The organism is Allorhizobium sp. GW101-3B10 (assembly GCF_059424725.1).
In genome coordinates this window covers 2,263,548-2,286,999 of the sequence record NZ_JBWKZR010000001.1, presented here as the reverse complement: position 1 = coordinate 2,286,999, position 23,452 = coordinate 2,263,548, and the positions used below count along the sequence as shown (strand labels likewise).

Sequence of the window (23,452 nt, the reverse complement as noted above, 5' to 3'; positions counted from 1 at the left end):
GGCGGATCAGCGCCACTTGTCGCGGGCGCGGTCGTCCGCATCCTTGGCCGAGACCCAGTCGCCGGCCGTGCCGTCCTTTCGGTGTTCCTTCTTCCAGAAGGGCGCCGAAGTCTTGAGATAATCCATCATGAAACTGGCGCCGTCGAAGGCGGCCTGGCGATGCGGGGCGGTGGCGATCACCAGCACGATCTGCTCGCCTGGCGCGATCCGGCCGAAGCGGTGGATAGCGGTGAGGCCGATCAGGTTGAAGCGGTCGATCGCCATCTCGCCGATGCGCCGGATCTCGGCCTCAGCCATGCCGGGATAGTGTTCGAGTTCCAGCGCCGAAAGCGTGCCGGCCTCATCGCGACAAAGGCCGACGAAGGAAACGACCGCGCCGATATCGGCCCGGCCCTCGGTGAGGGTCCGGCTCTCGGCGGAGAGGTCGAAGTCCTGGCTCTGGACGCGCACGGTCGGCATGGTCATTTCATCGCTTCTCCGGCTTGCATGTCCATGCGGCAAGACATGTCACCCGCCGGTCATCGGTGGGAAGAGGCCGATCTCGCGGGCGCCGGCGATCGGCTCGTCGTGCTCGACATGCTCCTGGTTGATCGCGACGCGGATGGCCTTGGGGAACTGCAGGGCGTTCTCGTATTCCTCGCCAAGGGTCGCAAGATGGGCGATGAGGTCGCCCGCGGTCTTCACATGGGCCGGAAGATCAATCTCTTCCTCCCCCTTGCCGATCCGCTCCCTGACCCAGGCGAAATAGACGAGCTTCGTCATCCTCAGTCCACCATATGCTTCACGCCGGCGCGGAAATAGTCGTAGCCGGTGTAGAAGGTGAGGACGGCCGCGATCCACAACAGCGTGATGCCCATCTCGGTCGTGTAGGGCAGGACCTTGTCGCCGGCCGGGCCGGCCAGCAGGAAGGCCAGCGCAAACATCTGCGCCGTGGTCTTCCACTTGGCAATCTGCGTCACCGGCACGCTGACCTTCAGCGCGGCGAGGTATTCGCGCAGGCCCGACACGAGGATTTCGCGGCAGAGAATGGTGATCGCGGCCCAGAGCGACCATCCGGCGATCGTCCCGTCCGCCGCCATCAGCAGCAGCACAGAGGCGACCAGCAGCTTGTCGGCGATCGGGTCGAGCATCCGGCCGATATTGGAGGTCTGATTCCAGATGCGGGCGAGATAGCCATCGAGATAGTCGGTGATCGAGGCGACGATGAAGATGCCGAGACCGGTCCAGCGGGCGAAGTCCGAACTTTCCAGCCGGCCCTCGATGAAAAAGCACACGACGATCAACGGCACGGCAAGAATGCGCGCGTAGGTCAGGAGATTCGGAATGTTGTAAGCGCGCGAAGCCATGATGCCCTGTCTGTCGGATGATTTTCGAGTGTAGATGACGGTTTCCCGACGCGACCGTCAACACAAGATTTCTTAATTGTTTTTAAGGCGGCGAGCGAGGAAAGCACGGTTGGTGCCGTCAATCTGCGGCGTTTTCGTGGAAATGATTGTAAATAAGCCGGGCCACCGCCTCGGAAATGCCCTCGACGGCCGTGAGATCGGAAACCGCGGCGCGCGACACGGCCTTCGCCGTCCCGAAGTGCTGCAGCAGCGCCCGCTTGCGCGTCGGGCCGATGCCGGCGATCTCGTCGAGCGGGTTCTTCACCATTTCCTTCTTGCGCCGCGCCCGGTGCGAGCCGATGGCGAAGCGGTGCGCCTCGTCGCGCAGGCGCTGGATGAAATAGAGCACCGGATCGCGCGGCGGCAGGGTGAAGTCGGGGCGGCCGAGCGCGAAGAATCGCTCCCGCCCGGCATCGCGGTCGACGCCCTTGGCCACGCCGATCGCAATCACGCAGTCGGCAATCCCGAGTTCGTCAAGGATGGCGCGCACGGCCGTCATCTGGCCCTGGCCGCCGTCGATCAGGATCACGTCGGGCCAGGCGGGGAAGGCGGCATCGGCCGAGTCGTCCGGCGCCACGCTGCGGTCGGGTTTTCCCTCTTCCTTCAGAAGGCGCGAGAAGCGGCGGGTCATCACCTCGCGCATCATGCCGAAGTCGTCGCCCGGGGTGATGTCCTCCGACTTGATGTTGAACTTGCGGTACTGGCCCTTGACGAAGCCTTCCGGCCCGGCGACCACCATGCCGCCCACGGCATTGGTGCCCATGATGTGGGAGTTGTCGTAGATCTCGATGCGGCGGGGCGCGTAGGGCAGGCCGAAGGTTTCGGCGAAACCCTGCAGCAGGCGCCCCTGCGATGCTGTCTCGGCGAGCTTGCGGCCGTGGGCTTCGCGCGCATTGGCCGTCACATGGTCGACGACGTCCTTCTTGTCGCCGCGCTGGGGCACGAGGATTTGCACCCTGTAGCCGGCGCGCTCGGTGAGCGCGGTCGCCAGCAACTCCTGTTCCTCGATCACCTCGGACAGGAGGATCAGCCGCGGGCACGGCTTGTCGTCGTAGAACTGCGCGAGGAAGGCGTTGAGCACCTCGGCGCTGCTCATCTGCGGATCGGCCTTGGGGAAATAGGCCTGGTTGCCCCAGTTCTGTCCGGCGCGGAAGAAGAACACCTGGATGCAGGTGAGCCCGCCCTCGTGGTGGATGGCGAATACGTCCGCCTCCTCGACATTGGCCGGGTTGATGCCCTGGTGGCTCTGCACGTGGCTGAGGCCCGCCAGTCGGTCACGAAACACGGCGGCGCGCTCGAAATCGAGGTTCTCCGCCGCCTCGTTCATCGCCGCTGCGATCGACGCCTTGACGTTCTGGCTCTTGCCCGAGAGGAAGTCCTTCGCCTCGCGCACCAGTTCGGCGTAGTCGGTGTCTGAAATCTCGTGGGTGCAGGGGCCGGAACAGCGTTTGATCTGGAACAGCAGGCAGGGGCGGGTGCGGCTCTCGAACACGCTGTCGGTGCAGGTCCGAAGCAGGAAGGCCCGCTGCAGCGAATTGATCGTGCGGCCGACCGCACTCGCCGAGGCGAAGGGGCCGAAATAGTCGCCCTTGCGGCCGCGCGCGCCGCGATGCTTATAGATCGCCGGTGCCCGGCTGTCGCCGGTGATGAGGATATAGGGAAAGCTCTTGTCGTCCCGCAGCAGAACGTTGAAGCGCGGACGCAAGCGTTTGATAAGATTGGCTTCCAGAAGCAGCGCCTCGACCTCGGTCCGGGTCGTGACGAATTCCATGTTGGCCGTCTCGCGCACCATGCGCGTCAACCGGTTGGAATGGAGGCGGCCCTGGGCGTAGTTGGAGACCCGCTTCTTCAGGCTGCGCGCCTTGCCGACGTAAAGCACGTCGCCCTCGGCATTGAGCATGCGGTAGACGCCGGGGCTGTTGGGCAGCTGCTTGACGAATTCGCCGATCAGTTCGGCGCCGACGAGCCCGGTTTCGTTGATGTTGGTGACGCTCCAGTCGACGCTCAGCACCGCGCGCGGCGCATCGCTCTCGACGACGATGTCGTCGTCTTCTTCCGTCCCGTCATAGAGAATGCCGCCGTCCGGCAGCTTTCCTCCGGTCATTCATTGATCTCCGTCGCACCTGCTCCACGCCAGGCGAGATGCTGTCCGCCATCGAGCGCAATCATTTGGCCGGTGATCGACGGCGTGTCAAAAAGAAAGCGGATCGTCCGGCCGAATTCCCCGAGTTCCGGTCCGCGTCCGAGCGGCAGGGCGTCGATCTGCGCTTGGAAGTCCTCCTGCGCCTGCCGCGCGCTCTTCAGCGTCGGCCCGGGGCCGATGGCGTTGACGCGAATCCGCGGTGCGAAGGCCTGCGCCATGGTGTGCGTGGCGGCGAACAGCGTGGCCTTCGACAGCCCGTAGGAAAAGAATCGCGGCGTCGGCGCCAGCACCCGCTGGTCGATGATGTTGACAATCAGCCCGTCGCGATCGGCCGGAAGATGCTGATACAGCGCCGAGGCGAGGATCGCCGGCGCCCGCACATGCAGGGCGAAATGCTGGTCGAAGATATCGGCATCGAAGGTCTCCGCGCTGTCGTCGAGAAAGACGGAAGCATTGTTGACGAGCAGGCCGATCGGTCCGAGCGCGGCGGCGGCATCCGGCAGCAGCCGGGCCGTGGCATCGAGGTCCCGAAGATCGGCCTGCAATGCGGTCGCCCGGCCGCCCAGGCCACGAATCTCGCCGGCAAGGCTTTCCGCCTCGTCTTCCGAGTGGTTGGCATGCACTGCGATGGCAAAGCCGTGGCTGGCCAAGTCGAGAGCAATTGCGCGCCCAAGTCTCTTTGCCGAACCGGTGATGAGGGCCGTCTTCGGAATGTTGTTTTCCATAGCGATCTGACTTGGTTCTATGCGGTTATGCTTGGCATATAGGATGGCCCGTCGGAGTTTGCATAGGGATTCGCCATTTCTTTTCTTCGCGTTCGGAGGTGTATAATTCGATGCAAGTTCAGTTTAACTGCAATTAGTCTTAGTATAACGGCGTTTACACCTTGTTATGGTTAATGAAAAGTTTGTTGCTGTTAAGCAACATCCAATTTTCGTCACGCATGCGCCACAATGAATTCATATTTCGGCTCTTTCAACTCCTCAATTCACCTCCATGTTTAGTTCGGAACGGGCAGGGATTTACATCGATCGTTCAAGCCGTCGTCGGATTGTTTCTGGCGCGGCTGGGAACTGAAAGGAGACAAGTATGCGTACCCTCACTATGATTCTTCTGGCTTCCGCCACGAGCTTGATGGCGCTTCAGGTTGCCAACGCAGCCGACGCCGTCGACCAGATTCCGGAAGCTCCGGCGGCAACCGAAACCTATGCCGCGCCGACCGGTTGGGGCGGTGCCTATGTCGGCGGCGCGGTCACCTATGACTGGGGCCGTTTCGGTGGCAGCGACGATCGTGACGCCAACGCTGTCGGCGGTACGCTCTACGGCGGTTACAACATGCAGAACGGCCAGATCGTTTACGGTGCTGAAGCCGATGTCGGCTATAACGGCGAAGACGGCTCTGCCGGTGCAGGACTGACCGGCACCCAGGGTGTCAACGGCTCGCTCCGCGCCCGTGTCGGTTACGACATGAACCCGTTCCTGGTCTATGCGACCGGTGGTGTCGCCGCCGCCAACCATACGATCGAGAGCGCGACCGACGAAGACTCCAAGGCCGCCGTCGGTTACACCGTCGGTGCCGGTGTCGAAGCCCTCGTGACCGACAACATCATGGCACGCGTCGAATATCGTTACACCGACTACGCTTCGCGTGACTTCGACATCGACGGTGCCACGGTATCGCGCGGCTTCGACGATCACTCGGTCAAGGTCGGTATCGGCGTGAAGTTCTGATCCGAACGAACGAAGAATACGGAAAAGCCGGGCGCAAGCCCGGCTTTTTCGTTTGCGAGACAGGCTCTTGAAGCCCGATCACGATTGCGGACGGAACCGTCCATACGCCTTGAAGCGCTCGGAGAACTTTCCCGGCCAGGCGGCCAGGCGCGTGCGGCCGTTTTCCCACTCGCCGGGAAAGCGCAGCATCAGATAGCCGAGCAGCGAGGCCAGGGCGAAATGGCCGCCATGCAGCGACTTGCCGAATTTCGGCATGTTGGCGTTCAGATAGTCGAGACTGCGCTCCACCTTGGCCCATTGGCGGTCGATGGCGTCCTGGCTCACCAGTTCCGGCGGGCGGAAGCGCTTCTCGTAGACGATCGCAAGCAGGCAATCGTTGACGCCGTCGCAGAGCGCCTCGAGCACTTCGGCCTCGGTGCGTTTGCTGTCCTTCTTCGGATAGAGCCGCCGCTTCGCGATTCTGTGCAGGTAATGCATGATTGCGCGGCTGTCGAAGATCGCCTGGCCTTCGTCGGTCACGAGGGTCGGGATCTTGCCGAGCGGATTGCTCCCGATCAGTTCGGGCGGGTTGTCGGAGGTGTTGACGACCACGTCGTCGATGGCGATGCCGAGATGGTGAGCCGCCATGCGGACCTTGGCGGAGTAGGGAGAGGTCGGCGAACTGAACAGTTTCATCGGTGTGGTCCTGGTTGTGATTCTCGGTCGGGGAGTCGAGGACTTGTGCCTCTAGTCTATCGGCGGAACGGAGATCCGTCCCTGACGGCAGCCGTTTCCGTCGACCTGGGGGCAGGCGCGGAAGCGAAGTTCCCTGGTCAGGCAGATCTGCACCTCGTCCAGCTTGCCCGCCTCGCAGGTGACGGCGATGCTGCGCGGGCTCAGGCCCTGGTTGACGGAAACGAACTGTCGCTCGATCTCATCCGGCGCGACCCTCGTCTCCTTCGATGTGTGCTTGAGGGCAGGTGGTATCGTCACGCGTTCGAAGGCTTTGCGCATGGCGGAAAAATAGTCCTGCTGGCTGAGGCCCGAACAGGTGCCGTGCTTGCGCCACTGGTGGCCGATCAGGCCCATGGACGGCATGATGTCGAGATACTGGCGTCCGAGGCTCGACGGGACCCGGCCCGGCTGGTCGCTCGGACAGGATTGCGGATAACCCCGCTCGTATTGCGGCCACAGCCCGTGGACGATCAGGCCGAACGCGCGCGCCGCGCCGCACTGGTCGCGGTTCCGTGCCGCCCTCGGGGCGGCACAGAAGGTCGGCGACCAGGAAAGCGAGAGCACGTAGAAATCGAAATCCCGCCCCCGACTGTCGCTGTGCGCCGCAGTCGCCCCGAGCCAGGCGAAAGACGCCAGGAAAAGTCCGAATACGATCCTCGCAGGTTGAACCATTAATCCTTCATCTCCAGAATGGGCAGGCCGCCAGCGGTCTGGCGGCAGCGCGCTCGGTATCGGGGAGAGATGATCGGCAAGACTGGATGACCCTGAAGAAATATTTCTGGCCTGTCGTGGGCGCCGCGACGATCGCGGTATCCGCCTGGCTTCTTTACAAGGAATTGCGTGGGCTGTCACTCGACGACCTGCACGACAGCCTCGCCCAGATACCCACGCATGGCTGGGTCTTGGCCGGTTTGTGTTCGCTGATCGCCTATGCCGCGCTTGCCGGATACGACCGCATCGCGCTGATGCATCTCGACCGCAAGGTCAACTGGCTGTTCATCGCGCTCGCCTCCTTCACCGCCTATGCCCTGTCCCACAATGTCGGCGCCTCGGTCATTTCGGGCGGCATGGTGCGCTACAGGGCCTATTCGTCCAAGGGGCTCAATGCGCGCGAGATCGGCGGTCTGATTGCGCTGTGCTCCTTCACCTTCCTGCTCGGCGCACTGCTTCTCACCGGTCTCGTTCTCGTCTGGGAGCCGGACATCACCGGGCGATTCGGTGACCTCTTGCCGATGGGCGCGTCGACGGCGACCGGCCGCGTCATCCTTGGTCTCGTCGGCCTCTATGCGATTGCCAGCATGCTGCGGCTCCGGCCCCTGCGCATCGGCACCTTCCAGGTCACCTATCCGGCGCCGCCCGTTGTTCTGTCGCAGTTGCTGGTCGGCCCGATGGAACTGATCGGCGCCGCCGGCATCATCTATTTCGCCCTCCCGGAGATCGGCAATCCCGGTTTCGTCGTCGTGCTCGGCATCTTCCTCGTATCGTTCTCCGCAGCGCTGATCTCGCATGCGCCGGGCGGGCTCGGCGTGCTCGAACTGGTCTTCGTCATGGGACTGCCGGAAATGGATCAGGCGGACGTCATTGCCGCGCTGCTGGTGTTCCGCCTGTTCTATCTGCTCATTCCGCTGGCGATCGCGCTCTTGGTCATTCCGATCTTCGAACGGACGCAGTTCCGTGCGGGCCAGGAGCCGGGCGGCGAGGGGGAACCTTAAGTCAACGCAGCGACCTGCAGTGCGCGCCGTAGACGTGCCACGGATCGAGGCCGCTCATGCAGAATTCGACCGACGAGCCGAGGCCGGCATAACCCCAGCCGCTCTCGATCAGGAACCAGAGCTGGCGGCGCTCCCCGTCGGTCGTGGTCACCTTCGCCTGGCAATAGCGCCGCTCCACACGGTGAGTTCCGTCCCGCGGCTCGAGCCGGCTCTCGGAGATGATGTCGAAATCAGCGATCGACAGGTCCATGTCCAGGAAGCTTCGCATGTTCTGGGCAAAACGGCTGGATACCGTCCCGGTCACGTCTTCGCAGGACGGCGTGCCGGCAAATGCCTCGGTCGCGACGGCGAGCGGTAGGAGGGTGGCAAGCGAAAGCGTGGTGCGGATCAGCGATCTGGCGGACATGGAAGCTCTCCCTTTCGCCGTCAGAATGTTGGCAAAGGGGGCCAAGGTCAAGGGAGGAGCCGAGGCGGCGTGCGACCTTCTCAGTCCGCCTGCCGGTCCGTGTCCGTGGTCTCGCCGCGCAGCCAGAAGCAGCGGTGCGACGCATAGCGATCCTGCGCCATGACGCGCTTCAGTTCGGGCAGCGCCGCATGCAGCTCGTCCTTCAGCGTGAAGGGTGGATTGACGACGATAAGGCCGGTGCCGGACAACCCGGTCGTGTCGCGATCACTCTTCACCGAAAGCTCGGCGCACAGCACCTTGGGGATCTCCAGCGCCTTCAGCGCTTCGTGGAAGGCGGCGATCGGCGCGCCCTTCTTGATCGGATACCAGAGGCAATAGACGCCGCCGGGGAAGCGGCGCCAGGCGCGCGATAGCCCGTCGATCAGACGATCGTATTCGCCCTCCTCCTCGAAGGGTGGGTCGACCAGCACGATGCCGCGCTTCTCCTTCGGCGGCAGATGGGCGCCGAGCGCCAGCCAGCCGTCGAGTTCGGTGACGCGCACCTGGTAGTCGCCCTCGAACAGTCGGGCCAGCCGACGGCTGTCGTCGGGATGGAGTTCCATCGCCGAAAGACGATCCTGCGGCCGGAACAGCATGCGGGCGAGCTTCGGCGAACCGGGATAGAGCGTGATCTCGCCCTCAGGGTTGAGGCTGCGGACCGCGTCGAGATAGGGCGCCAGGATCGTGGCGACCGGCTCCGGAAGTTCCGCCTCCATCAGCCGGCCGATGCCCTCGCGCCATTCGCCGGTCTTCTGTGCCTCCTCGGAGGAAAGGTCGTAGAGGCCGATGCCCGCATGGGTGTCGAGCATGCGGAAGGCCTTGTCCTTCTGCTGCAGGTAGACGATCAGCCGCGCCAGCACCGCATGCTTCAGCACGTCGGCGAAATTGCCCGCATGGTAGATGTGGCGATAGTTCATCTGTCGTCCTGATGGGTTCTATGAATTGTCGGAATGGGGCTTTTGAGCCGTCCGGCCATGCAATATACAAACGTCATGAACATCGCGAGCCCTATCCGAACCACTGGTCATACGGTCTGTCCGCACGACTGTCCATCCGCCTGCGCGCTCAACGTCGATCTCGACGCGGACGGTCGCATCGGCCGCGTCCGCGGCTCACCCGACAATAGCTACACGGCCGGCGTCATCTGCGCCAAGGTCGCCCGCTATGCCGAGCGGCTCTATCATCCCGGCCGGCTGCTGACGCCGAAGCGCCGCAAGGGCGCGAAAGGCGAGGGCGCCTGGCAGGAGGTGTCCTGGGACGACGCGCTGGACGAGATCGCCGAGGCTTTCGTCAAGGCCGAAGCGGCGCATGGCTCTGAAGCCGTATGGCCCTACTTCTATGCCGGAACGATGGGCCAGGTGCAGCGCGATTCGATCGAGCGCCTGCGTCACGCCAAGCGCTATTCCGGCTTCTTCGGCTCGATCTGCACCAACATGGCCTGGACCGGCTATGTCATGGGCACCGGCGCGCTTCGCGGTCCGGATCCGCGCGAGATCGCCAAGGCCGATTGCGTCGTCATCTGGGGTACCAATGCGGTTGCGACCCAGGTCAACGTGATGACCCATGCGATGAAGGCCCGCAAGGAACGCGGCGCCAAGATCGTGGTGATCGACGTCTATGACAATGCGACGATGAAGCAGGCCGATCTCGGTCTGATCCTCCGGCCGGGCACCGATGCGGCGCTTGCCTGCGCCGTGATGCACATCGCCTTCCGCGACGGTTACGCCGACCGTGCCTACATGGCGCAATATGCCGACGACCCGGCAGGGCTCGAGGCTCATCTGCAGACCCGCACCCCGGAATGGGCGGCCGCGATCACCGGGCTGTCCGTCGAGGAGATCGAGACCTTCGCCCGCCTGGTAGGCACGACGAAGAAGACCTTCTTCCGTCTCGGCTATGGTTTCGCTCGCCAGCGCAACGGGTCGGCCGGCATGCACGCCGCGCTGTCGGTCGCCACCGTGCTCGGCTCCTGGCAGCACGAAGGTGGCGGCGCTTTCCACAACAACGGCGACATCTTCCGGCTGAACAAGGCCGAATTGATGGGCACGAGCTATGCCGATCCGGACATCCGCATGCTCGACCAGTCGCAGATCGGCCGCGTGCTGACCGGTGACGCCGAGGCCCTGCGCCATCGCGGCCTCGTGACCGCGCTGCTGATCCAGAACACCAATCCGGTCAATGTCGCCCCCGAGCAGCGTCTCGTGAAGAAGGGCTTCCTGCGCGACGACCTGTTCGTCGCGGTGCACGAGCATTTCATGACAGAGACCGCAGAGGTCGCCGACATCGTGCTTCCGGCCACCATGTTCGTCGAACATGACGATGTCTATCGCGGCGGCGGCCACAGCCATATCCTGCTGGGCCCGAAGATCGTCGAGCCGCCGCAAACGGTGCGCACAAACCTCTTCGTCATCGAGGAACTGGCCAGGCGCCTCGGCGTTGCCGACCGCCCCGGTTTCGGCCTCTCGGAATACCAGCACATCGACCACATGCTGAAGGCGAGCGGCTGGCCGGGCTACGACACCCTCCAGGAAGAGCGCTGGTTCGATTGCCAGCCGGAGTTCCGTCAGGCCCATTACCTCGACGGTTTCGGCCATGCCGACGGCAGGTTCCGCTTCCGCCCGGACTGGCAGAACGGCAAGTCGCCGAACAAGCCGCCGGCCAGGCTCGGCAATCTCGGGCCTGTCGCCGCGCTGCCCGAGTTTCCCGACCAGGTCGATCTGATCGAGGTGGCCGATGCCGCGCATCCCTTCCGCCTGGCGACCTCGCCGGCCCGCAACTTCCTCAACTCGACCTTCTCCGAGACGCCGACCTCGCGGGAGAAGGAAGGGAGACCCGAGGTGATGGTCAATCCGGCCGATGCGGCGCGGCTGGAGATCGCAGACGGCGAGGTCGTGCGCCTCGGCAACACGCGCGGGAGCCTGCGCATCCACGCCCGGGTGACCGATGCGGTCAAGCCCGGCGTGCTGGTGGCCGAGGGGCTATGGCCGAACAAGGCGCATCTCGACGGCGAGGGGATCAACGTGCTGACCGGGGCAGATGCCGTCGCGCCGCATGGCGGGGCCGCCTTCCACGACAACAAGGTCTGGCTGGAAAAGGCCGCCGGATGAGCCGCTTCGATCAGATCCGCATCGCCATCCTCAAGGACGAGACCCTGTGGAAGGGTTGGAGCCATTTCCGCCGCATCGTCTTCGACTATATCCGGCCCGACGACAGCAAGGTCGAGCTGGAGTGGGAGGTGTTCGACCGGGGCGAGGCCGTGGCGATCCTGCTCTACGACCCGAAGCGGCGGATCGTCGTCATGGTCCGGCAGTTTCGCATTCCGGTTCACCTGATGGGCGATCATGCCTTCCTGCTGGAAGTGCCCGCCGGCTCGATGGAGCATGGCGAGGACCCGGCGGAAACCGTCTGTCGCGAGGCGATGGAGGAAACCGGCTACGAGGTCGCGGCGCCGCGGCATCTCTTCAGCGCCTACTCCTCACCCGGCGCGGTGACCGAGAAGGTGCATTTCTACTTCGCCCGCATCGAGGCCGCCCACAAGACCGCGGACGGCGGCGGGCTGGCCGAGGAGTACGAGGACATCGAGATCACCGAGTTGCCTCTCGGCGAAGCCATGGCGATGGTCGCCGACGGACGCATCTGCGACGCCAAGACCATCATGCTGCTGCAATGGGCGGCGCTCAATCCGGATGAACTTTTGGCCTGACGGACAAGAATGGCCGCGGATGCGCAAAGGGGGGGCCTCCGCGGCCGGACGGACAGCGCCAGGCGCTGCCCGCCGGGGGCTCGGTATTTCTAGAACCTGCCCTTGAGGCCGAACGAGATCGACATCGCCTGATAGGTCGCACCGGCCGAATCCGAGGAATGGGAGTCGGGGCTTGCACCCGTCGTGTCGACGATCTTCATGTCGCCCCGCGCATGGAACACGCGCTCGAACGAGCCGGTAACGTAGAGCGCCGCCATTTCGTTGAGCTGGTAGTTCGCCGTGACATTGGCGCCGAGCATCGGGGCGACCGACATGCTGTCGAAGAAGCGCAGGTCGCGCATCCAGTGATCGTCGATGTCGTCGATGCCGAAGCTGAGGCCCCCCTGCAGGCCGCCGCTCAGCGTCAGCGCGCCGATCGTATGGGCGCCGTTGACGGCCAGGAAGCCGACCGGGATCTTCTGCTGGTAGCTGATGCCGCGCTCGCCATCGGGGAAGTCGCCGATATCGTCGCGAAAGCCGCCGCTGCTGTAGATGTATGAGCCGCCGTAAGCCGTCCACTTGACGTCGGTGTAGCGGAAGCCGGCGCCGACATCGAAGCTCGTCGTGTCGTTCTCGTAGAAGCCCCGATCGACTTCGACCGAGCCGCTGAAATAGTGGTCGAGCTCGGTGTCGGGATGGGTCGACCGATCGGTCCAGTCGTCGTTGCTGTAGTCCATCCAGTCATAGTCGACCATGTGGCCGTCGCCCCCGGTGCCGACGTTGAAGGCCGCACGGACCTTCCAGTTCTTGTCGATCTGCGCGTCGGCGCCGAGCGTATAGAGCGTCATGCCCTTGGTTTCCCAGTTGAGCTGGCTGAGCTTGTGGGAGCCGTCATAGACGAACTCGCCTGCCTTGACATTGGCAAGGCCGACGCTGCCGTAGAGCGAAAAGGCGCCGTCCGGCGAGGTGAAGAGGTTGTCCGCCGCAGCCGCAAAGGTCGGGCAGAGCGCCAGCCCGGCGAATAGCGCGGTCGTGGTCAACAGTTTGTTCATGCGAAAAGTCCCCCATGTCAGTGAATTGTCCGATGGTCGGCACCTTACGGAAAACGCAAATAGTCTCAATGGTTTGCAGTGGCCATTTCTGGACCTTGTAGCGGCCAAAAATGGGTTCATCCGTCTGCCTGGCGCGTCTGTTTGCCTTGGTGGGCGAAAAGGCCCACTTCGGCGTCGCCCTTGGCGCTTGCGGCGCCGGGTGTTTTTCCCGATGATCGCGCGGTAGGCAGGGAGAGGGAAATGGCGGACGATCGCAAATGGGCTTTGATCACCGGCGCGACGGGTGGGTTGGGGAGCGCATTCGGCCTGGCGCTTGCCAGGCGCGGCTACAATCTCGTACTGACCGCCCGCAACACCGACCTCCTGGAGGCGATGGCGGCGGAACTGAGAAGCCACGGCGGAGAAGTGGTCGTGGAAGTCGCCGATCTGGCCGGGCCGGATGCCTGCTTGCGCCTCAAGCAGGCGCTCGACGCCCGCGGTCTCTTCATCGAGGCGCTGGTGGCCAATGCGGGCTATGGCGTCCAGGGCCGATTCGTCTCGCGATCGCGTGACGCCGAACTCGGCATGATCGACGTCAATGTGCGGGCGCTGACCGATCTTTCGCATGTGTTCGGCAGTGCCATGGCCGAGCACGGCGGCGGGCATATCCTTCTGGTCGCGAGCACCGCCGCCTACCAGCCGGTCCCCGGCTATGCGGTCTATGCCGCGTCAAAGGCCTATGTGCTGGCCTTCGGCCATGCGCTGCGTCGCGAGCTTGCCCGCCGCAAGGTCGTCGTCAGCGTGACTTGCCCCGGGCCGACCGAAACGCCCTTCTGGGACCGGGCCGGACACCGGCTCAACCCCATGGCATCCGCGGTGCTGATGACGCCCGAGGCCGTCGTCGAGGCGAGCCTCAAGGCCCTCTATGCCGGTCGGCCGAGCGTGGTGCCGGGCGTCTCCAACAAGCTCATCACCCTTTCCACGCACCTTTTTCCCCGAAGCCTGCTGGCCTGGGGTGCGTCCTATTTCATGAGCAATGCGAAATAGTCTCTAGACCGAGACCAGGCTCGCCGACGCGTCTCCGGCGTAGCCGGTCCGCACGACGCGGCCGTCGGCGTCCATGCGAAGCGTGCCGTCGGCGAACAGGCGCAGCGCCTGGGCATAGCTGCGGTGCTCGACGGTCAGCACCCGTGCCGCGAGGCTGTCCGACGTGTCGCCGGGCAGAACCGGCACGACGGATTGGGCGACGATCGGTCCCTCGTCCATGCCTTCGGTGACGAAGTGCACGGTGCAGCCGGCCACCATCATGCCGGCGTCGAGCGCCCGCTGGTGGGTGTGCAGACCGGGGAAGAGCGGCAGCAGCGAGGGATGGATGTTGAGGATCCGACCTTGATAGGGACGGATGAAATCGGCGCTGAGCAGGCGCATATAGCCGGCGAGGCAGATGATGTCGGGCGAGAGTGCTGCCAGCGCGGCGAGGATCGCCGCCTCGTGCTCGGCCTTGCTGGCATAGGCACGGCGCTCGAAGACATGCGTGGCGATGCCGCGCTGGGCGGCCTTGGCCAGTCCGCCCGCCGTCGGCTTGTCGGAGATGACCGCGACGATCTCGGCCGGGAAGTCCGGTGCGGCGCAGGCATCCGCCAGCGCCACCATGTTCGAACCGCCGCCGGAGATGAAGACGACGACGCGTTTGCGGGCCGTCGTCATAGAGCGAGCTTGCCTTCGTAACGGGTGCCGGCCTCGCCCTCGGCGCGGGCGATCATGCGGCCGAGCGTCACGACCTTCTCGCCCTCGGCGGAGAGGACTTCGGCCACGCGGGCGGCGTCCTTCTCGGCGACGACGACGATCATGCCGACCCCGCAGTTGAAGGTGCGCAGCATCTCGTTCTGGGCGACGCCGCCGGTGCGCGCGAGCCAGGAGAAGACCGGCGGAACGGTGATGGCGTCAAGGTCGATCGAGGCGGCGAGGTGCTTGGGCAGCACGCGCGGAATGTTCTCCGGGAAGCCGCCGCCGGTGATGTGGGCAAGCGCCTTGAGCGCGCCGGTCTCGCGGATCGCCTTCAGCAGCGGCTTGACGTAGATGCGGGTCGGCTCGAGCAGGGCGGCGCCCAGCGTCTTGGCCGTGTCGAAGGGCGCGGCCGCGTTCCAGTCGAGGCCTGACAGGCCCACAATCTTGCGTACCAAAGAAAAGCCGTTGGAATGCACGCCCGAGGAGGCGAGGCCGAGGATCACGTCCCCCTCGGCAATGTCGCCGGCGGGCAGGAGCTTGCCGCGTTCGGCGGCGCCGACGGCGAAACCGGCCAGGTCATAGTCGCCGCCCGAATACATGCCCGGCATTTCGGCGGTCTCGCCGCCGATCAGCGCGCAGCCCGCCTCGCGGCAGCCGGCCGCGATACCGCCGACGATCGCCGCACCCTGGTCCGGGTCGAGCTTGCCGGTGGCGAAGTAGTCGAGGAAGAACAGCGGTTCGGCGCCCTGGACGACGAGGTCGTTGACGCACATGGCGACGAGGTCGATGCCGACCGTGTCGTGGATGCCGGCGTCGATGGCGATCTTGAGCTTGGTGCCGACGCCGTCATTGGCGGCGACGAGAACGGGATCGGTGAAGCCCGCGGCCTTCAGGTCGAACAGCCCGCCGAAGCCGCCGATCTCGCCGTCAGCGCCCGGACGACGCGTCGAGCGCACGTGAGGCTTGATCTTCTCGACCAGCAGATTGCCGGCATCGATGTCGACGCCCGCGTCGCTATAGGTCAAACCGTTGCGTTCAGACTGGCTCATCTCGTGCCTCCGATGGGTGTCGATATTGCCGGTGGCCATTGCATGAAGAGCCCGGATATGCAAGTCGCGCGACGGGGAAAGCGCGGTTTTCCGGCGTTTTCGCCGTTGCCGTCGCGCTCCTGCGGGTGCGCAGCCTTGACCTTCGCTTTCGGCCTGACCTATCTGGCGTTTCCTGCTAGAAGAGCCGGCAAGGTATGCGGTAGCGAGAAAGAGGAAGGCGGATAATGGTTCAGCACATCAGTGGTAGCGGGCTCCGGCGGCAGGTGCTGTTCTGGGCTGTCGCGCTCTTGGTCTTTGTTTTCTTCCTGATGACCTTCCGCACCATCCTTCTGCCGTTCATCGCCGGCATGGCGCTAGCCTACTTTCTGGACCCCGTCGCCGATCGGCTGGAACGGCTGGGCCTGTCGCGCATCTGGGCGACCGTGGTGATCCTGGTCACCTTCATCGTCGTCTTTGTTCTGTCGCTGATGATCATCATCCCGATCCTGGCGAACCAGTTCAACGAGTTCATCCAGCATGTTCCGGGCTACATCACACAGCTGCAGACCTACATCACCACCACCAATGCCGCATGGCTGCCGGGCTGGCTCGGCACCCAGACGGATGCGCTCAAGGAGAACTTCTCCAAGTATCTGTCCGAAGGCGTCGGTTTCATAGGAACGCTGCTCGGGCAGATCTGGAATTCGGGCAAGGCGCTGGTCGACATCGCCTCGCTGCTGGTGGTCACCCCGGTCGTCGCCTTCTACCTGCTGCTCGACTGGGACCGGATGATCGCCAAGGTCGACGGCTGGATCCCCCGCAACAACGTCGCCGTCGTCCGCGAGATCGCCGCCGAACTCGACAGCACCATTGCCGGCTTCATCCGCGGCCAGGGATCGCTCTGCCTGTTCCTCGGCATCTACTACGCTGTGGGCCTGTCATTGATCGGCCTGAATTTCGGCCTGCTGATCGGCTTTCTCACGGGCCTCTTGAGCTTCATCCCCTATGTCGGCTCGACGGTCGGCTTGGTGCTCGCCGCCGGCGTGGCGCTGGTGCAGTTCTGGCCCGACTATGTCCATCTCATCATCGTCGTCCTCTTCTTCTTCTCCGGCCAGTTCATCGAGGGCAACATTCTCCAGCCGAAATGGGTGGGCAAGAGCGTCGGGCTGCATCCGGTCTGGCTGATGTTCGCTCTCTTCGCCTTCGGTGCGCTGTTCGGCTTCGTCGGCGTGCTCGTCGCCGTGCCGGCAGCGGCGTCGGTCGGCGTGCTTGTCCGCTTCGCCCTGTCGCGGTATCTTGAGAGCGATCTGTACTATGGGCAGCCGGCGAGTGTCGAAGGCGAGTCCAAATCCGGTGTTTCAGAGAAGTAGATGCGTGAAACAATGAAGGCCGGGCCGCGCCGCAGGGCAGCCGAACAGCTGCCGCTCGCTTTCGAGCACGGCACGGCATCCGGCCGCGACGACCTTCTGGTTTCCGACCGTCTGGCGGCGGCCGTGGCGCTGATCGACAGCTGGCCCGAATGGCCGTCGCCGGTGGTGATCCTGACGGGACCGCCGGGCTCCGGAAAATCCCACCTGGCCGAGATCTGGCGCGAGCAGGCCGATGCGACGGTGATCAACCCCATGGCGGGCGGCGGGGTGGCTGAGGCTGCTGCCAAAGGGCCCGTGCTGCTCGAGGATGCCGACCGAACCGGATTCGACGAAGTCGAGTTGTTCCATGTGATCAACAGCGTGCGCGAGCATGGCACGAGCCTGCTCATGACGTCGCGCACCTGGCCTCTGTCCTGGCCGGTGGCGCTTCCCGATCTGCGCTCGCGCCTCAAGGCGGCAACCATGGTCGAGATCGGCAGCCCGGACGAGGCGCTGTTGTCCCAGGTCATCGTCAAGCTTTTCGCCGATCGCCAGCTTAATATTGACGACAAGATCGTCGACTATATCGTGAAGCGCATGGAGCGCTCGTGCGCCGCGGCACAGGAGGTCGTCGATCGAATCGACCGGCTCGCCCTGTCGCGACGGACGAAGATTACACGGGCGCTGGCAGCCGAAGTCCTGGGTGAACTCTACGAGCCTGACGGCACGGAGTGAGCGTCACAGGATTGTCGTCAAACTGTTATAATTGCGGGCACTCCGGCAATTGAGGGATGGGCAATGGATTCTGTGGTGACTGAGACGAATACCCCCGACGTGGTCGTGGGGGAGGCGCCGGAGGATCTGTCCAGCAGCCCCTTGCGCTTCATCAACCGCGAATTCTCCTGGTTGCAGTTCAATCGCCGCGTGCTCGAGGAAACCCTCAATACGGCGCATCCGCTGCTGGAACGCATCCGTTTCCTGTCGATCTCGGCTGCCAATCTCGACGAATTCTTCATGGTCCGCGTCGCCGGTCTCGAAGGACAGGTCCGGCAGGGCATTTCCATCCGCAGCCCGGACGGCAAGACGCCGGCCGAGCAGCTCGACGACATTCTGAAGGAAATCGACAATCTGCAGATGGAGCAACAGGCTTCGCTGGCCGTCCTGCAGCAGTATCTCGCCAAGGAAGACATCCTGATCGTGCGGCCGGCGGCGCTTTCGGCGGAGGATCGCTCCTGGCTGGCGACCGAATTCGAGGAATCCATCTTCCCGGTGCTGACGCCGCTGTCGATCGATCCTGCCCATCCGTTCCCCTTCATTCCCAATCTCGGCTTCACGATGGGATTGCAGCTCGAGAGCCGGCGCACCGGGGAGCCGATGACGGCCCTACTGCGCCTGCCGCCGACGCTCGACCGTTTCGTCCGCCTGCCGGACGACAGGTCGACGATCCGCTACATCACCCTGGAGGACATGGTCGGCCTTTTCATCGACCGGCTCTATCCCGGCTACGAGGTCAAGGGTTTCGGCACCTTCCGCATCATCCGCGACAGCGATATCGAAGTGGAGGAAGAGGCCGAGGATCTCGTGCGCTATTTCGAGACGGCGCTGAAGCGCCGCCGCCGCGGATCGGTGATCCGCATCGAAGTCGATTCCGAGATGCCGGTCGGCCTGCGCCAGTTCGTCGTGCATGAACTGGCCGTTCCCGACAACCGCGTCGCGGTTCTGCCGGGCCTGCTCGCGCTCAACACCATTTCCGAAATCGCCAAGGCGCCGCGCGAAGACCTGCGCTTCGAGCCCTATAATGCCCGTTTTCCGGAACGCGTGCGCGAACATGCCGGCGATTGCCTGGCGGCGATTCGCGAGAAGGACATGGTGGTCCACCACCCTTATGAGTCCTTCGACGTCGTCGTGCAGTTCCTGCTGCAGGCGGCGCGCGATCCAGACGTGCTGGCCATCAAGCAGACGCTCTACCGCACCTCGAACGACAGCCCGATCGTGCGCGCGCTGATCGATGCCGCCGATGCCGGCAAGTCGGTGACCGCACTTGTCGAACTCAAGGCGCGCTTCGATGAGGAAGCCAATATTCGCTGGGCGCGCGACCTCGAGCGTGCCGGCGTGCAGGTCGTCTTCGGCTTCATCGAATTGAAGACCCACGCCAAGATGTCGATGGTGGTGCGGCGCGAGGATGGCAAGCTCAGGACCTATTGCCACCTCGGCACCGGCAACTACCACCCGGTGACGGCGAAGATCTACACCGACCTGTCCTTCTTCACCTGCAACCCGAAGATCGCCCACGACATGGCGAACGTCTTCAACTTCATCACCGGATATGGCGAACCGGAGGAGGGCATGAAGCTCGCAGTCTCGCCCTACACGCTGCGCCCCCGCATCCTGCGGCACATCGAGGAAGAGACCGTGCACGCCCGGAACGGCAAGCCGGCGGCGATCTGGATGAAGATGAATTCGCTGGTCGACCCGGACATCATCGACGCGCTCTATCGCGCCAGCCAGGCCGGCGTCGAGATCGACCTCGTCATCCGCGGCATCTGCTGCCTGCGCCCGCGCGTTCCGGGTCTGTCCGACAACATCCGCGTCAAGTCGATCGTCGGCCGTTTCCTCGAGCACAGCCGCATCTTCTGCTTCGGCAACGGTTACGGCTTGCCGTCGGAAAATGCGCTGGTCTATATCGGCTCGGCCGACATGATGCCGCGCAATCTCGACCGCCGCGTCGAGACGCTCGTGCCGCTCGTCAATCCGACCGTCCATGAGCAGGTTCTTTCACAGATCATGCTGGGCAACTTGATTGACAACCAACAGAGCTACGAGATATTGCCCGACGGAACGTCGCGGCGCATGGAAGTGCGGCCCGGCGAGGAACCTTTTAACGCGCAACACTATTTCATGACCAATCCGAGCCTTTCGGGTCGGGGAGAATCGCTGAAAGAAAGCGCGCCGAAACTGATTGCCGGGATCATCTCCGGCAGGAAACAATAAAACTGGTACTTCATGACAAGATCAGAAGCGCAGGGGCGGTTGCCTGGCATAGCCCCTGTCTCCGTCGTCGACATCGGTTCGAACTCGATCCGACTGGTCATCTATGAAGGCCTGTCGCGAGCGCCGACGGTGCTGTTCAACGAGAAGGTGCTCTGCGGTCTTGGCAAGGGTCTCGCGGCCACCGGACGGATGGACGACGAGGGCGTGGGCCGCGCGCTGAATTCGCTGCGGCGCTTCGGCGCCCTGTCGCGCCAGGCGCGGGCGACCGCGATGTATGTGCTGGCCACGGCGGCTGCCCGGGAGGCGGCGAACGGCCCCGACTTCATCCGCCGCGCCGAGGAGATTCTCGGTCACGGCATCGAGGTTCTGACCGGTGAGCAGGAGGCGCTTTATTCCGCTCTCGGCATCGTCAGCGGCTTCCACGATCCGGACGGCATTGCCGGCGACCTTGGTGGCGGCTCGCTCGAACTCATCGACATCAAGGGGCGCGACCTCGGCACCGGGATCACCCTACCGCTCGGCGGCCTGAGGCTGTCGGAGACGGCCGGCGGCTCGCTCGGCGCGGCGCGGGCCTATGCCCGCAAGCTCATCCGCCCGGCTGCTATGCTGGAGCGGGGCAGGGGCCGCACCTTCTATGCGGTCGGCGGCACCTGGCGAAACATCGCCAAGCTGCACATGGAAATGCGCAAATACCCGCTGCACATGATGCAGGGCTACGAACTGCAGTTCGACGAGATCGCCCAGTTCCTCGACGAGATCATCTCCGGCGCCAGCGTCCGCGATCCGGCCTGGGGCGCGATCTCCAAGAGCCGTCGATCCCTGCTGCCCTACGGCGCGATCGCCATGCGCGAGGTGCTGGACGCCATGCGTCCGGCGCGCGTGTCGTTTTCTGCGCAAGGCGTGCGTGAGGGCTATCTCTATTCGCTTCTGTCGGAAGAAGACCGGGCGCTCGATCCGCTTCTCACCGCAGCCGACGAATTGGCGATCCTGCGCGCCCGCTCGCCCGAGCACGCCCGCGAACTCGCCGACTGGACGGGCCGGATGATGCCGTATTTCGACGTCGCCGAGACCGAAGAGGAAAGCCGCTACCGGCAAGCGGCCTGCCTGCTCGCCGACATCAGCTGGCGCGCCCATCCCGACTATCGCGGCCTGCAGGCGCTGAACATCATCGCCCACTCGTCCTTCGTCGGTATCACCCATCCGGGTCGCGCCTTCATCGCGCTCGCCAACTACTATCGCTTCGAGGGTCTTAACGACGACGGCCAGACCGGTCCGCTGGCGACGATCGCCACCGAACGCCTGCTGGAGCGCGCCAAGCTGCTCGGCGGATTGCTCCGCGTGGTCTATCTGTTCTCCGCCTCGATGCCCGGCATCGTCCACAACCTGACCTTCCGCAAGGCGCAGCGGCCCGATCTCGACCTCGAATTCGTCGTGCCCTCGGCCTATCGCGATTTCGCCGGCGAACGCCTCGATGGCCGGCTGCAGCAGCTGGCGCGCCTGACCGGCAAGCGGCTGGCTTTCCGGTTCGAATAACAGCGGCCGTCGGTCCACTACGCTGCATCGGATGGACTGCATGTATTCGATTGCATTTTATCTGTTATGTTTGTTGCCGTTTAACCACCTGTTTTACAAAGGAAATGCGCCCAGTTCCGGTCGTTGTATTTGCCGGTGTTCGCAATAGTTTGTCGATATTCGACATAACGAGGTGAATACGATCATGACATCCTACAGCATATCGGTCGTCAATAATTCCGGCAGTGGCGCAAACTATACTATCTTCCAGAAGTCGCCGCAGACGACGGACGCCGCGAGCCTGGCCTGGATGACCAAGGCTCCGTCGACCGGGACATCGATCGACTGGACCAAGTCCTACACCTACGATGATTTGTCCTCGGCAGGCGCCCAGACGCCCGCCACGACGAAGCCGTCTACGCAGCAGAACGCGGACGGCAGCTATGCCTACGACCTTTCCGGCAAGGCGCAGAACTGGGAGCCGCCGACGAGCAACGTGCTCTATCTCTGAAGCCACGCTTCAGACGGCAAAAGCCGGCGGGATCTCCCGCCGGCTTTCCTGTATTTGCAGCATTGGACCGGCTTATTTCGCGGCGAGGAATTCGCCGACCTCGAGCAGCACGAATTCGTTGTCGTCCGCCTTGTCGAGCGCGCGGCCGGCCGAGAAGGGCAGGTTGTTGTCATTGCCGACGACGATATGGGTGGCATCGATCACGTCGACATCTTCGATCGTGACGAACGGCATGTCGTAGAAACCTTCGCCGCCGCCCTGACGCTTCCTGTTGTCCGGATCGGCGATCTTCATCAGATCGATGTAGCCGATCTTGCGAACGGCCTTGCCGGCGTTCTCGTCGGTCATCTCGATCTTGTAGATGCGCTTGTGCTTGGCAGGCGTGGCAAAGCAGGTCGGTTCCGGCTTCTTCGGGTCGGCACAGGCCTTGTCGGCCGCGCCGGCGCCGTTGTCGCGCTCGATGACCAGCGCTGTGGTGCCGTCGATCATGTTGAAGTCGCCGATGGCCTCGCCGCCTTCCGACAGCGGATAGAGCCACGAACGGCCGGTCCAGGCCTTGTCGGCGGTGTCGAGTTCGATGATGCGCAGCGCGGTCAGGCCGTCGGCCTTCTCGACGGATCCGTCCTCGAGGAACAGCGGACCTTCGAGCAGGCCGTAGAGTTTGGTGCCGTCCTTCGCCATCGCCATGCCCTCATAGCCACCCGAACGCTTCAGGTTGAAGACAGGCATCTTGGCAGTCGGATTGGCCGGAACGACGAGCGTCGCATTGTCCGGCGACTTCACCTCGATCTCGCCGGCCTTGGTCGGGATCACGTCGGTCAGCTTGCCGTCCTTGCTGAACTTCAGGATATAGGGGCCGAATTCTTCGCCGACCCAGAAGCCGTCGGCCGTGGGCTGGATCGATTCGACGTCGAAATCCGCGCCGGTCAGGTAGCGCTGCGCGGCGCCTTCCATGACGATCGGGAAGGGCGCCTTCTTGTCCTGGTCGGAGAGGAATACGGTTTCGAGGTGTTCGACCTTGCCGGCATCCCAGTCGAATTTGATGTGATGCAGCATCAGCATGGAGTCGGACGAGTTGATCTTGGAGCCGAAGCCGTTGTCGGACAGGCTCCAGAACGTGCCGTCTTCCATGGTCTTGATGCCGGAAAAGCCCTGCATGGCCTGGCCGTCGAAGGGCATCGAGAGCCCCGTCGGACGAACGCCGTCCTTGCCGGGCACGGTGCCGAGGCCCTCCGCGCGCTTGCGGTCGGCGGTGGTGAACTTGCCCGAGGTCTTCAGATGGACCGGAGAGTCGGCCGGGGCGGCGATGATCGAATTGGCCGGCAGGACGGCATGGCTGACGAGCTTGGCCGGAAAGGCGACCTCTTCGGCAAAGGCCGGAGCGGCGAGAAGGAAAAGGCATACGGAGGCAAAGAGATGGTTTTTCATGGCGTCACCGTTTCTGAAAATTGTCAGGACGCGGCATGGTTAGGGAGCGCCCGTGTCAGAGC

23 protein-coding genes are annotated in these 23,452 nt (G+C 64.0%); 10 read left to right on the top strand and 13 right to left on the bottom strand.

From position 1 onward, the window contains the following. Positions 1 to 6: 6 nt before the first annotated feature. The 5 genes from AC07Y0_RS11260 to AC07Y0_RS11240 form a co-directional block, all read right to left on the bottom strand. Positions 7 to 465 (bottom strand): molybdenum cofactor biosynthesis protein MoaE, encoded by a 459-nt coding sequence (locus AC07Y0_RS11260; protein ID WP_498677251.1) that lies wholly within the window; start codon positions 463 to 465, stop codon positions 7 to 9. 42 nt (positions 466 to 507) lie between these two features. Next, positions 508 to 762, bottom strand: a complete 255-nt coding sequence (gene moaD / locus AC07Y0_RS11255; protein ID WP_028736085.1) for a molybdopterin converting factor subunit 1 — start codon at positions 760 to 762, stop codon at positions 508 to 510. Positions 763 to 764: 2 nt separating this feature from the next. Then, on the bottom strand, positions 765 to 1,346 hold the full coding sequence (gene pgsA, locus AC07Y0_RS11250; protein WP_028736084.1) for a CDP-diacylglycerol--glycerol-3-phosphate 3-phosphatidyltransferase: 582 nt from the start codon (positions 1,344 to 1,346) through the stop codon (positions 765 to 767). Between the two features lie 118 nt (positions 1,347 to 1,464). Next, positions 1,465 to 3,489, bottom strand: coding sequence for an excinuclease ABC subunit UvrC (gene uvrC / locus AC07Y0_RS11245; protein WP_498677250.1), 2,025 nt, complete (start codon positions 3,487 to 3,489; stop codon positions 1,465 to 1,467). Next, positions 3,486 to 4,253, bottom strand: a complete 768-nt coding sequence (locus AC07Y0_RS11240; protein WP_498677249.1) for an SDR family oxidoreductase — start codon at positions 4,251 to 4,253, stop codon at positions 3,486 to 3,488. The genes uvrC and AC07Y0_RS11240 overlap by 4 nt, the downstream gene beginning before the upstream one ends. A gap of 364 nt (positions 4,254 to 4,617) precedes the next feature. On the opposite strand from AC07Y0_RS11240, the gene AC07Y0_RS11235 reads away from it, so the two are divergent. Beyond that, positions 4,618 to 5,259 carry an outer membrane protein gene (locus tag AC07Y0_RS11235; RefSeq protein ID WP_498677247.1) on the top strand — a complete coding sequence of 214 codons (642 nt, stop codon included), beginning with the start codon at positions 4,618 to 4,620 and terminating at the stop codon, positions 5,257 to 5,259. Positions 5,260 to 5,337: 78 nt separating this feature from the next. Here the strand turns inward: AC07Y0_RS11235 and AC07Y0_RS11230 are convergent, their stop codons facing one another. Together AC07Y0_RS11230 and AC07Y0_RS11225 are read right to left on the bottom strand one after the other, a co-directional pair. Then, positions 5,338 to 5,934, bottom strand: a complete 597-nt coding sequence (locus tag AC07Y0_RS11230) for a glutathione S-transferase (protein ID WP_498677246.1) — start codon at positions 5,932 to 5,934, stop codon at positions 5,338 to 5,340. 51 nt (positions 5,935 to 5,985) lie between these two features. Beyond that, positions 5,986 to 6,645, bottom strand: a complete 660-nt coding sequence (locus AC07Y0_RS11225) for a ribonuclease T2 family protein (RefSeq protein WP_498677245.1) — start codon at positions 6,643 to 6,645, stop codon at positions 5,986 to 5,988. Between the two features lie 86 nt (positions 6,646 to 6,731). Here AC07Y0_RS11225 and AC07Y0_RS11220 point away from each other — a divergent pair, with 86 nt between their 5' ends. Next, positions 6,732 to 7,685: a lysylphosphatidylglycerol synthase domain-containing protein gene (locus AC07Y0_RS11220; RefSeq protein WP_498677244.1), complete on the top strand. Its 954-nt coding sequence runs from the start codon at positions 6,732 to 6,734 to the stop codon at positions 7,683 to 7,685. A 1-nt stretch (position 7,686) separates the two neighbouring features. On the opposite strand, the gene AC07Y0_RS11215 is transcribed toward AC07Y0_RS11220, so the two are convergent. Both AC07Y0_RS11215 and AC07Y0_RS11210 read right to left on the bottom strand, forming a co-directional pair. After that, a complete protein-coding gene (locus AC07Y0_RS11215; RefSeq protein WP_498677242.1) occupies positions 7,687 to 8,091 on the bottom strand; it encodes a hypothetical protein in 405 nt (134 codons plus the stop codon). 80 nt (positions 8,092 to 8,171) lie between these two features. Further along, positions 8,172 to 9,047: a 23S rRNA (adenine(2030)-N(6))-methyltransferase RlmJ gene (locus tag AC07Y0_RS11210; RefSeq protein WP_498677240.1), complete on the bottom strand. Its 876-nt coding sequence runs from the start codon at positions 9,045 to 9,047 to the stop codon at positions 8,172 to 8,174. A 75-nt stretch (positions 9,048 to 9,122) separates the two neighbouring features. Here AC07Y0_RS11210 and AC07Y0_RS11205 point away from each other — a divergent pair, with 75 nt between their 5' ends. Together AC07Y0_RS11205 and AC07Y0_RS11200 are read left to right on the top strand one after the other, a co-directional pair. After that, positions 9,123 to 11,237 (top strand): molybdopterin-containing oxidoreductase family protein, encoded by a 2,115-nt coding sequence (locus tag AC07Y0_RS11205; RefSeq protein ID WP_498680215.1) that lies wholly within the window; start codon positions 9,123 to 9,125, stop codon positions 11,235 to 11,237. Then, entirely contained in the window at positions 11,234 to 11,833 is a 600-nt protein-coding gene (locus tag AC07Y0_RS11200; RefSeq protein ID WP_498677238.1) for an NUDIX domain-containing protein, read from the top strand. Before AC07Y0_RS11205 ends, AC07Y0_RS11200 begins: the two co-directional genes overlap by 4 nt. Positions 11,834 to 11,922: 89 nt before the next feature. Here AC07Y0_RS11200 and AC07Y0_RS11195 read toward each other — a convergent pair whose 3' ends face one another. Then, positions 11,923 to 12,864, bottom strand: a complete 942-nt coding sequence (locus AC07Y0_RS11195; protein ID WP_498677236.1) for an omptin family outer membrane protease — start codon at positions 12,862 to 12,864, stop codon at positions 11,923 to 11,925. A gap of 240 nt (positions 12,865 to 13,104) precedes the next feature. Between AC07Y0_RS11195 and AC07Y0_RS11190 the strand changes: the two genes are divergently transcribed. Beyond that, on the top strand, positions 13,105 to 13,890 hold the full coding sequence (locus AC07Y0_RS11190) for an SDR family NAD(P)-dependent oxidoreductase (protein WP_498677234.1): 786 nt from the start codon (positions 13,105 to 13,107) through the stop codon (positions 13,888 to 13,890). A gap of 3 nt (positions 13,891 to 13,893) precedes the next feature. On the opposite strand, the gene purN is transcribed toward AC07Y0_RS11190, so the two are convergent. Both purN and purM read right to left on the bottom strand, forming a co-directional pair. Continuing rightward, positions 13,894 to 14,550: a phosphoribosylglycinamide formyltransferase gene (gene purN / locus AC07Y0_RS11185; RefSeq protein WP_498677232.1), complete on the bottom strand. Its 657-nt coding sequence runs from the start codon at positions 14,548 to 14,550 to the stop codon at positions 13,894 to 13,896. Further along, complete coding sequence (purM, locus tag AC07Y0_RS11180; RefSeq protein WP_498677230.1) at positions 14,547 to 15,620, bottom strand: phosphoribosylformylglycinamidine cyclo-ligase; 1,074 nt, start codon at positions 15,618 to 15,620, stop codon at positions 14,547 to 14,549. Before purM ends, purN begins: the two co-directional genes overlap by 4 nt. Before the next feature lie 224 nt (positions 15,621 to 15,844). Here purM and AC07Y0_RS11175 point away from each other — a divergent pair, with 224 nt between their 5' ends. The 5 genes from AC07Y0_RS11175 to AC07Y0_RS11155 all read left to right on the top strand — a co-directional run bounded on the left by AC07Y0_RS11175 (position 15,845) and on the right by AC07Y0_RS11155 (position 21,962). Beyond that, the gene (locus AC07Y0_RS11175) at positions 15,845 to 16,969 is read left to right on the top strand and encodes an AI-2E family transporter (protein WP_498677229.1); all 1,125 of its coding nucleotides are present in this window, start codon (positions 15,845 to 15,847) and stop codon (positions 16,967 to 16,969) included. Next, entirely contained in the window at positions 16,970 to 17,683 is a 714-nt protein-coding gene (gene hdaA, locus AC07Y0_RS11170) for a DnaA regulatory inactivator HdaA (protein WP_498677226.1), read from the top strand. 63 nt (positions 17,684 to 17,746) lie between these two features. Further along, on the top strand, positions 17,747 to 19,939 hold the full coding sequence (locus AC07Y0_RS11165; protein WP_498677225.1) for an RNA degradosome polyphosphate kinase: 2,193 nt from the start codon (positions 17,747 to 17,749) through the stop codon (positions 19,937 to 19,939). Between the two features lie 12 nt (positions 19,940 to 19,951). After that, a complete protein-coding gene (gene ppx, locus AC07Y0_RS11160; RefSeq protein WP_498677223.1) occupies positions 19,952 to 21,472 on the top strand; it encodes an exopolyphosphatase in 1,521 nt (506 codons plus the stop codon). Positions 21,473 to 21,656: 184 nt separating this feature from the next. Beyond that, complete coding sequence (locus AC07Y0_RS11155; RefSeq protein WP_498677222.1) at positions 21,657 to 21,962, top strand: RhiA family protein; 306 nt, start codon at positions 21,657 to 21,659, stop codon at positions 21,960 to 21,962. Between the two features lie 72 nt (positions 21,963 to 22,034). Here the strand turns inward: AC07Y0_RS11155 and AC07Y0_RS11150 are convergent, their stop codons facing one another. Further along, positions 22,035 to 23,390: an esterase-like activity of phytase family protein gene (locus AC07Y0_RS11150; RefSeq protein WP_498677219.1), complete on the bottom strand. Its 1,356-nt coding sequence runs from the start codon at positions 23,388 to 23,390 to the stop codon at positions 22,035 to 22,037. Between the last annotated feature and the right edge of the window lie 62 nt (positions 23,391 to 23,452).